Origin of the sequence: Zymomonas sp. (assembly GCF_020216885.1) — a bacterium.
Taxonomy (GTDB): Bacteria; Pseudomonadota; Alphaproteobacteria; order Sphingomonadales; family Sphingomonadaceae; genus Zymomonas.
This window is the reverse complement of record NZ_JAIWON010000015.1, coordinates 1-10,000: the sequence shown is the minus strand read 5'-3', so window position 1 is coordinate 10,000 and position 10,000 is coordinate 1. Positions and strand designations below refer to the sequence as shown.

Sequence of the window (10,000 nt, the reverse complement as noted above, 5' to 3'; positions counted from 1 at the left end):
GATAGGTTTTCGGCATTTTCTTCTTTCCATATAAGATTTTCTATCGAGCGCGCTACAGCTCTTTTTTTCCCGACTTCGAGCATTGCCGGATTGATATCCGAAATGGTAACTTTCGCACTAGATTTCGCTAATCGAAAGGCGATATCTCCGGTTCCGCCTGCCATATCTAGAATATGCTCTCCAGGCTTCGGTTGAACCAGACGAACAAAATCATCTTTCCATAACCGGTGAAGTCCACCTGACATGGCATCATTCATTAAATCATAGCGCGATGCTACACGACGGAAGACATCGCCAACAAGATATGTCTTTTCTTGAGGCGAGACGTCTGCAAAACCGAAAGAAACTTTTTCCATATGAAAAAGTTTTAATGCCAATCAAAACAACATTGAAGCTTAAAAAACTTCATATGGCCAGTTTTTTCTGATTTTGAGTATTTGGAATGGAGCGGATGAAGGGAATCGAACCCTCGTCTTAAGCTTGGGAAGCTCCTACTCTACCATTGAGCTACACCCGCTAGTGTTATTTCAATTTTGAAATCCAAGGCTCTTTGCCACAATCCACATCTTGTGGTCAATATGATGTTTGCATAGCCAAAGAATACTTGAATAATTTTATCTATTAACCATTTCTTGATATGTTCCATACCAATTTAACAGGACGTCCTATTGCCAGAGCTACCAGAAGTTGAAACCACTGTTCGTGGACTATCTGAAGTCTTGATGGGTGAAAAAATTATAGATGTAAAACTGTACCGAACCTCTTTAAGACGACCGATCCCCTCTGACATCCAAGAACGATTAGTAGGATCAACTATTGTTTCACTCAGTCGGCGGGCAAAATATGGTATCATTGTCAATGATCGCGACGATGCTCTGATTTTTCACCTTGGGATGTCTGGGCGATGGAAAATAAATCCTGAAAATTTTGAAAAACACGATCATTTCGTTCTTAAAACAAAAAATAACCGCGTTGTCTCCCTTTGCGATCCCCGTCGTTTCGGCTCTCTTGATTTGGTAGAAAAAAGTCAATTATCCGAGTGGCCCTACTTCAAGAAACTCGGTGCCGAGCCTTTAACTGAAAATTTCAGTCCTGAATATTTACAGAAAAAGTTATTTTCTTCTCCTACCCCTATAAAAAAAGCATTATTGGATCAAAAAATCGTTGCAGGGGTTGGTAATATATACGCTTGTGAGGCCTTGTATCAGGCTAAAATTCATCCCCATAGGGCGGGTAAAAACTTAACTCTTACTGAAATAACAGCACTTGTTTTTGCGGTTAAAGATATTTTGCAAAAAGCGATCGCTGAAGGTGGGTCAACTTTAAAAGACTATGCTCGCCCGAATGGAGAGCTCGGTTATTTTTCGACGAAATTCAAAGTATATGGTAAAGAGGGAGAAGCATGCAAATGTGGCTGTACTATTGAGCGCGTCTCCCTCGGAGGTCGTTCTACCTTTTTTTGTTCTTCTTGCCAAAAATAACTGTATCAAAATCTTACATATTTTGTTTGGTCATGTTGTTCGAAGCGAGCAATCTGCTCGTCTCTTTTGCTTTGTTGTTTAATCGAATAGCATTTTCGCCAGGCATTCCTGGAAATTTAGGCCACATCCCTTGCGCCATAGCATTCAAGCTTTGAGAGGGTGAGGATGTTTTTTGCTGATATATCCAATAATTACGCAATACAGTTGCAACATAAGCGCGGGTTTCTGCATAAGGAATGGATTCAATAAATAGCAAAGGATCCCCGTGATCGCGGTCTTTCCAGCGGGGCAATGCAGCGGGGCCAGCATTATAGGCTGCAATAACTTTTGGCAGTAACCCACCTGTGTAGGTGGTATCCCGTAGCCATTCAATATAAGCCTGACCATATTCAAAACTGACAGTCGGTTTATCAAGATCTTCTATATCAATATTTGTCGCACGTTGTTTGGCAACCAAACGAGCCGTCGCAGGCGTGATTTGCATAACACCTCTTGCTCCTTTTGTGCTTACGGCTCGACTACGGAACTGGGATTCCTGCAAGGCATGGGCGTAAACTAGATAGGGATCTACATGCCAACCACTTGCCGGAGCCCAATTTGGCGAAGGATAACGCGCCTCAACATCGGCTGAAAAACCCGCAGGACCATGATGGGCTAACCATAATTGCGCCTCTGGTAAGCGAAGATAGGATGCTAAATGAATTAAGCTATTATGATCTTTTGGATCTCCTAAACGAGCTTGATATTTTAAAGTCTCGCTTGCCAATTGGTATTCGCCAATTTGATTCAACGCGATCGCTATTTTTATATTCGGCTGCGTTGTTAACGCCTTCGATTCATCGGCAGACAAGGCAACAGGGCGAACAGACGCTCTAACCGTTTTTCCCAAGGCTTTTTCTGCCAAAAGGCCATAGAAAGTCTCGGGCATGTGGCTGGCGGATCGTAATAAATTTTGAGTATATTCAGGATGCCCTGATGCCATGGCAGCTCTAGCTTCCCAAAATAAACCCGCGGCTTTCATTTCTTTATTTTCGCTATAAGATGCAACACGAGAAAAGGCCTGCATTGCGGCTGAAAAATCTTCTTCCTGCCAATCAGCTAGGCCTTCAACCCAGCTTGCATCTGTTGTCCAGCGCCCCGTTCCGTTTTCAGCTTGAACAGCCAAACGACGAGCAGCGTCATCATTACCATTCAAATAGTAACTCCACGCAATCCGTTGAGCCCATTCAGTTTTGACATCCTCTGATAAATTTTGCAGGGAATCTTGAAATAAATTTTCAGCTTGATCAGCGGCATCCGCCTTTATTAAAGGCAGTGCCCTTGTCTCAAAGACCATAGATGAATGGTTCGTGGTATTGTGGTGATTAACTGGTCTTTGTGGAGATCCAGATAAAAAGAATAAATTATTTTTTTCTGGCAAAGACAGAAGTGTTTTTGCACCGTGGTTGTAAGCAAGGCGTACCAAGGCTTCATCTTGAGGCAAATAAGGTGATTTTTGAATTAACCGGATAATATCATCGGAACCGACTTTTGGAGAATTTTTTGCCAAGTAAAGTTCAGCCATCACAAAATCGGTTAGCAAACCATCTGGATTTGACGATAGCCATTGCTGGGCGACCTGCCAGTCGCCATGACGGATAGCCGATAAAGAAGCTTTATATCCCTGTATCTCTACAGGAGATAAAATTTCTTTCATATTCTCTATGGGGGGTGTTTCATGAAATGCAGTGACTTGCGAAATAGCCGTTTCGGTATTTTTTAGTACAACATCGTTGTCGGAAAGGAAACCGGGCTCAATGATTGCCTCTTTATTGACTACAGGTGCGGCGGATATTGAAGAGACAGGAGAAGATAACAAAAAAGCAATCGTCAGACTACACACCGTACGAAAATACTGTTTCTTCTTGTTGGAAAGAAAATGGATATTACCTTTATATAGCTGTGTTTGTCTTTTCATCTATCATCCCTTTCAACACCCTCAAATCTTTCCATGCTATGGCTTTTAAAGAAGGGGTTCCCAACAGCATTTTCGGATGCAATAATGCGAAGGCTTTAATATTATCATTATTCGTAGTTATTACGTGTATTTTTCTACGAGCATCCATTGCATTCATCTGCAACAATGCACGATTGGGCGCATCTCCTAAAAGAAGTAGATATTTGGGCTTAATCAGGGCGATATGCTGCATCGCAATTAAAGAGTAATCATAAAAATTTATAGAGTTATCCTCTATATTAGAAGACATATTTAGACGGTCGATATGCGCAACAATAGGTGACATCGTAGCAAAATAGATATCCTGCCTTTTGACGGACAGTGTATCCAGCATAGAGTACAGGAACTTACTTGTTCTATCTGAAAAAAGTTGACCTTTTTCTATATCTTCAATGTCTGGATATTCACTTAAAATCATCAATTTAGGCGAAATTTTAATATCTGAAAAAATGCAATTTTTCCCAAAGATATTTTGGAGCCATAGACGGAAGTCGGATAGATTCTGGGGAATAGTTTTTATTGAATTTGATGGTGCTAATGTTTCCTTATTATTTTCAATATTTGAATCTTTATTTTTACTCTGAAAATTATTTTTTATAATTTTCTTGTTATTAGAATGTCTTGATTTTCTTTTAAATAAAGAATTTTCTGATGGATTGTCCAAAAACCAATTTTGCGGGATGTCTTGGGTTAAGATGTCAACACCTGCTTGCTGCCACCATTCCAGAAGACTTTTGAATGCCATATTGGGGGGCTCGATTCCTCAAATACATAGAATTCTGATTTAAAGTCACTATCACTATGGTAACTTATAAAACTGTCGATAAAAATTATTTATAAAACCTTTTTGAAAATAGCAAAACTTTCTATTATCCCTACTATTCTCTTTTAGGAAATATTATCGAATATACCTTTTGGCAGGGTCGAAAATCTAAACTACCCAACGTAAAAACGTAATTCAGTCAATATCCTATTATTAAACCAACGATAACAATCTCCAATATGAATTGGGTAATTGTTATATAACCATAAGGATTATGGGGGAAATGTCAGAGCGCGAATCCATGGAATATGATGTTGTCATCGTAGGAGCTGGGCCTGCAGGTCTTTCTGCGGCAATCCGGTTAAAGCAACTGGCACAAAAAAACGATCGAGATATTACTGTCTGCGTCTTGGAAAAAGGAGCTGAAGTCGGTGCGCATATTCTTTCCGGCGCAATTATCGACCCTATTGCCCTTAATGAACTTATACCTGATTGGCGTGAACGAGACGCTCCTTTGACTGTCAAGGTAACAGAATCCCCCCATTGGGTTTTAACCCCTAAAAAACATTTGACGCTGCCATCAATATTTCTTCCCCCTTTTATGCATAACAAGGGGTTCTATACCGGCTCGCTTGGCTCTTTATGTCGTTGGCTTGCTACGGAGGCCGAATCTCTGGGTGTCGATATTTTCCCCGGATTTGTCGCCGCCGATATTTTGTATGATGAAAATGACCAAGTAAAAGGTATTGTTACAGGTGATATGGGCATTGGTAAAGATGGGAAGCCAAGACCTGATTTCCAGCCCGGTATGGAGCTACGTGGCCGTTACACCTTCTTTGCAGAAGGGGCACGCGGGCATCTTACAAAAAGAGTCATTCGTAAATTTAAGCTCGATGCAGAAAGTCAGCCGCAAGTTTATGGCTTAGGGATTAAAGAGCTTTGGGAAATTTCGCCTGAAAAGCATGTTGCTGGACGTGTTATCCATACGCAAGGATGGCCATTAAAAAGTGAAGTCGGAGGCGGCTTTATTTACCACCAAGAAAATAATCAAGTCTCATTGGGCTTCGTTGTTGGCCTAGGTTATAGTAATCCTTACCTTTCTCCTTTTCATGAGTTCCAACGCTGGAAAGAACACCCGTCCATTCGACCATTGCTGCAGGGGGGGCGCAGGATTGCTTATGGTGCGCGTGTTATTAATGAAGGTGGCTACCAAGCGATTCCAAAACTTATTTTCCCTGGTGGGGCTCTTATCGGATGTTCCGCGGGTTTCGTTAACGTCCCCCGTATCAAAGGCACACATGGGGCAATGAAATCCGCTATGCTAGCAGCTGAAGCCGCTTTTGAAGCTATACAGAAAGAGAATCCATCTGATCTGCTGCAAGGCTATCCTGATAATTTTGAAAAAAGCTGGCTTGCCAGTGAGTTAAAAAATGCCCGTAATGCGGAACCAGCAATTGCCCATTTCGGCCCTTTAATAGGTTCCGCTATCGCAGGCACAGATCTTTGGATGAGAAGTCTAGGAATCAAATTACCGTTTACGTTAGGACATCGTCCCGACAATTCTACGCTTACTCTCAAGGATAAAGCGAAAAAACTCAATTATCCTAAGCCTGATGGCACTGTCAGTTTTGATCGTTTGTCTTCTGTTTATCTTTCCAATACGCAACATGATGAAAATGAACCTTGTCATCTAAAACTGAAAGACCCTTCTGTCACTATCAAGGTGAATTTTGAAGAATATGATTCTCCAGAAAGTCGTTATTGTCCAGCTGGGGTCTATGAAATCATAGAAGAAGACAGTAATCCACGACTTCAAATAAATGCGCAAAACTGCCTGCACTGCAAAACTTGCGATATCAAAGATCCGACTGGGAATATCGAATGGGTAGCGCCTCAAGGTGGCGAAGGCCCAAACTATCCCAATATGTAAAAATACCCAGAAGCAAAAAGGTCAGATTAAATAACTCTTGCCATGGTACTAGGTCGGAAGCCTATCTTTTTGATAGAGTTCCGCCATGGCAAGAAATTTTAGTCTGTTTTATCAGTTATGATCCCACTTCCTCGTCTTATAGCGCTATCGCTATTATTTACTTTTCCATTGGCTTCGGCTTCTTCACATAAAGTGAAGCAGTCTCCTCTCCAACGTTATGTAGAAGGACAAGTGGCATCATTTTCTGGTAATCCAGATCTTGCTGCTCGCGATTTTTTCTCTGTTTTTGAAGAACATCCCGACGATGACCGGCTTGCTCTAAAAACTTATCGTCAGGCACAAATCGCGGATAATACAAAAATAGTATTGTCAACGTTATTCCATATGGAAAAAGATGGCTTTCGAACAGGCGACGGGCCATTTCTTATTCTCGCAAGAGCCGTTCAGCAGCATAAATGGAAAGAAGCGCATCAAATCATTGATCGGATGGAGCAAAATCACTATCCGCTTTTTCCTTTTGCGCCTTTATTACGAGCATGGGTTAGATTCGGATCAGGAGAAAAAAATCCTTTAGCTGGATTAGATAAAGTTGATCCGTCGATACAGATTTTTGTGCCCGAAACGCGTGGATTGCTGCTTCTAGCGACAGGAAAATATGATGAAGCATGGCCTTTTCTTGATCCGGTAATGGAAGGCGGAAGTGGTCGGGCAAACCATTTGCGAATTATTGCTGCAGGGATAATGTCGCACCGTAACGCCCCCAAATCTAGGGCTTTGTTGGAAGGTTCCAGTGCTTCTTTAGCGAAAGCTAGATTACTGTTGGAAAAGAACCCTAAAGCATTCCCCACTAAGCTGACAGCCGAACTTGGTCTTTCTGAATTATTTCTTCGCCTTGCCTCTTTTATGGGCGACAAGCAAAGTCTGATGAAGCCTATTGGCTTGGGATTAGGGCGTGCATCTTCTTGGATGACACCTAATAATCCAGAGAGTTGGCTGGTCACAGCTGAAATTTTATCTTCTATCAGACAGTTATCCGATGCCAGAATTGCTCTGGATCATATTTCTGCTGACGATCCTTTTTATAATCTGGCTAATTCGATGAAAATATCCTTCTTCTTACAAGAAGGACGAAAAGATATGGCACTCAATCTTGCTCGCCATGTTGTTTTGCAACCCGATGCGACCGTTGAAGACTGGTATAATTTAGCTGAAATAGAAGGCGATACCGGACATTTTGATGAAGCTTTGGCCGCTTTGGCGCATGTTGAACGTGTAAAATCTCAAGATTGGCAAATGTGGATATTGAAAGGCACTTTGTTAGATTCTGCCGGCCGTTGGCCGGAAGCAAAAGCGGCCTATCAACAGGCTGTTTCTTTGGCACCAGAAAACCCTATTGCTTTGAATACCCTGGGATATTCACAATTAGAGAAGCGTGAAAATATTCAAGACGCAAGCCTGTTGATTATGAAGGCCTTGAAAACGATGCCGCTTGATCCTGCGATTGTTGATTCATTCGGCTGGAGCCAATATCTTTCGGGTAACATTAACACCGCGGTTTTAGTTCTAGAAAAAGCAGTTCAAAACGCACCGCAGGAATCTACGATTTCCGAGCATTTAGGAGATGCCTATTGGACGGCTGGGCGGCATTTCGAAGCCCGCTATTCGTGGCAAGCTTCGCTAGTAACGGCAGAAGAAAAATCAATATCACGCATTAAGAAAAAAATAGAATTAGGTTTAACCTCTGATTTAGCGGCACCTTAAAAATAGTTATTCAAAAATTTTTGAGGATAAAATCATCTAAGTACACTGAATATTTGGATGATTTTTGGGGAGTATTTTTCTTATAAAGAAATTTTGAATAACTATTTTTAATTTATGAAGATTTTTTGTGAAAAAATTTCATGGAATAATACCGGTATTTTGTCCTTTTTAAGTTATTCATTGTCGGTTTTAAAAAATTCCGACTAAAGTTGTTTAGAAAACAGATGCAGAGTTTTCCTAATCCGTTATAGCCCTATTTTAGGAATGTGACGTCATTATTAGGAAAGTGTTTGCGGTGCCCAAGCTAACAGAAATAGCCTATGCCAAAATTAATCTGGCGCTTCATGTGCGGGAAAAAATGCCGAATGGTTATCACGCATTAGAGACTATTTTTGCTTTTGCTAAAGATGGCGATATTCTCCAAGCTGAAGTGAATGATACAGAAGATAATTTGACGATTATTGGTCCTTTTTCAGAAGGGTTAGAAGCCAATAAAGACAATCTTGTTTTAAGAGCTGTCACGGCTTTACGGCAGACTTGTCCCAATAAAATACCCGCTGGATTTTCTATTATTCTTGATAAAAGATTGCCTGTTGCAGCTGGTATCGGCGGCGGATCAGCTGATGCTGCGGCTATGTTGCGGATGATCGGGCAACATTATCAAATTCCCCATGAATTACTTTTATCTCTTGCCAGTAATCTGGGTGCAGATGTGCCTGCTTGTGTTGATTCTTGTTTAGTGCGAGGAGAGGGTGTTGGCGAGAAACTGACACAGATTGATGATCGGTCTTTAGAAGAGAAACCCCTATTATTGGTAAATCCCAGAGTATCCTGTTCGACCCCAATGATTTTTAAAAACTGGGATGGTATTGATCGAGGCGCGTTGGATAGCGATGGGTCTATATTAGGTGCCGCCCGATCTGGGCGTAATGATTTGGAGCCACCTGCAAGGAAAATATTGCCGATTATTGGGGAAGTCGTTGAGTGGTTACAACAACAAAAAGGGGTCAGTTTTTCTCGCATGTCAGGATCGGGAGCAACCTGTTTCGCCCTTTTCGATGAAATTGAAGAGCGGGATACTGCCTACAAAAAATTAAATATTGACCATCCAGAGTGGTGGGCTTTGTCGTCATTATTACGATAAATCTATAACGATAATTAAAATTCTAAAAATTATTTAAAATATTGTAAAAATTAAAAGTAATTAATTAAAGTTAATCTAAATAAAAACCTTATAGGTGATATAAGATCGTCTATAAGGTTTTTTGTGTTTTTCTTAAGCGTAAATCGATAGAGGTTGAGTTGTGTCTTATCAAGCTTGGCATGATATCATAGGAAATGACTCTTCTATTTTGTTGATTGTTGATCATGCTTCAGCTTTTGTCCCTGAAGATATTGATTTGGGAATCGACAAAAGATTATATGATGAGCATGTGGCCGTTGATAAAGGCGTTCAGACATTAGGCGAGCAGCTATGTCTGGCGTTACAATGCAACGGGGTTTTTGCTGCCCAATCTCGATTGGTTGTCGATCTCAACCGTGATGAGAATGATTTTTTAGGGCTGATGCCCGCCATTTCTGATGGCTATGTCATTCACGGGAATACAGGCTTGAGCAGTGATGAAAAAGAAGCTCGTTTGTCCCGTTTCTATCGTCCCTATCATCAACATATTGATGATATTATTCACAAACAGCGACCACAGCTGATTATCTCTTTACATAGTTTTACGCCTTGCTTGAAAAGCAACCTAAATTGTTATCGACCATGGCAGATCGGTTTGCTCTACAATAATGATGACCGAGCGACACAGATTGTCATTCCGTTATTAAAGCAAGCCCAACTTGTTGTTGGCGAAAACGAACCTTACTCTGGCCGTATTTTGAATACGACGATGAATCGTCATGCAGAAAATAACCGTATTCCCTACCTGCTTTTTGAAATAAGGCAGGATATGTTGGAAGAGGCTAATGCAATCGGAAATTGGTGCGCAATTTTGCAAAAGGCTATTAACGAAACGCTTACCTCGTTAAAAAATAAATAATAAATATTTGATAGACACCAAAGGCTA

8 protein-coding genes and 1 tRNA gene are annotated in these 10,000 nt (G+C 41.0%); 5 read left to right on the top strand and 4 right to left on the bottom strand.

Annotation, left to right across the window (positions count from 1 at the left end):
* On the bottom strand, nucleotides 1–356 hold a 356-nt coding region (locus LDL18_RS00800), incomplete at its 3' end, for a class I SAM-dependent methyltransferase (protein ID WP_296506138.1).
* Between the two features lie 87 nt (nucleotides 357–443).
* A tRNA-Gly gene (locus LDL18_RS00795) sits at nucleotides 444–517 on the bottom strand.
* A 151-nt stretch (nucleotides 518–668) separates the two neighbouring features.
* On the opposite strand from LDL18_RS00795, the gene mutM reads away from it, so the two are divergent.
* Nucleotides 669–1,481: a bifunctional DNA-formamidopyrimidine glycosylase/DNA-(apurinic or apyrimidinic site) lyase gene (gene mutM, locus LDL18_RS00790; RefSeq protein ID WP_296506136.1), complete on the top strand. Its 813-nt coding sequence runs from the start codon at nucleotides 669–671 to the stop codon at nucleotides 1,479–1,481.
* 13 nt (nucleotides 1,482–1,494) lie between these two features.
* On the opposite strand, the gene LDL18_RS00785 is transcribed toward mutM, so the two are convergent.
* Entirely contained in the window at nucleotides 1,495–3,438 is a 1,944-nt protein-coding gene (locus LDL18_RS00785) for a lytic transglycosylase domain-containing protein (RefSeq protein WP_296506134.1), read from the bottom strand.
* Nucleotides 3,413–4,222, bottom strand: a complete 810-nt coding sequence (locus LDL18_RS00780; RefSeq protein WP_296506131.1) for a uracil-DNA glycosylase family protein — start codon at nucleotides 4,220–4,222, stop codon at nucleotides 3,413–3,415. The genes LDL18_RS00785 and LDL18_RS00780 overlap by 26 nt, the downstream gene beginning before the upstream one ends.
* Before the next feature lie 301 nt (nucleotides 4,223–4,523).
* On the opposite strand from LDL18_RS00780, the gene LDL18_RS00775 reads away from it, so the two are divergent.
* The 4 genes from LDL18_RS00775 to LDL18_RS00760 all read left to right on the top strand — a co-directional run bounded on the left by LDL18_RS00775 (nucleotide 4,524) and on the right by LDL18_RS00760 (nucleotide 9,973).
* Nucleotides 4,524–6,170 carry an electron transfer flavoprotein-ubiquinone oxidoreductase gene (locus LDL18_RS00775; protein ID WP_296506130.1) on the top strand — a complete coding sequence of 549 codons (1,647 nt, stop codon included), beginning with the start codon at nucleotides 4,524–4,526 and terminating at the stop codon, nucleotides 6,168–6,170.
* 231 nt (nucleotides 6,171–6,401) lie between these two features.
* Nucleotides 6,402–7,931: a tetratricopeptide repeat protein gene (locus tag LDL18_RS00770; RefSeq protein ID WP_296506128.1), complete on the top strand. Its 1,530-nt coding sequence runs from the start codon at nucleotides 6,402–6,404 to the stop codon at nucleotides 7,929–7,931.
* Between the two features lie 295 nt (nucleotides 7,932–8,226).
* Nucleotides 8,227–9,075 (top strand): 4-(cytidine 5'-diphospho)-2-C-methyl-D-erythritol kinase, encoded by an 849-nt coding sequence (locus tag LDL18_RS00765; RefSeq protein WP_296506125.1) that lies wholly within the window; start codon nucleotides 8,227–8,229, stop codon nucleotides 9,073–9,075.
* A gap of 160 nt (nucleotides 9,076–9,235) precedes the next feature.
* Entirely contained in the window at nucleotides 9,236–9,973 is a 738-nt protein-coding gene (locus LDL18_RS00760; RefSeq protein WP_296506124.1) for an N-formylglutamate amidohydrolase, read from the top strand.
* Nucleotides 9,974–10,000: the final 27 nt, after the last annotated feature.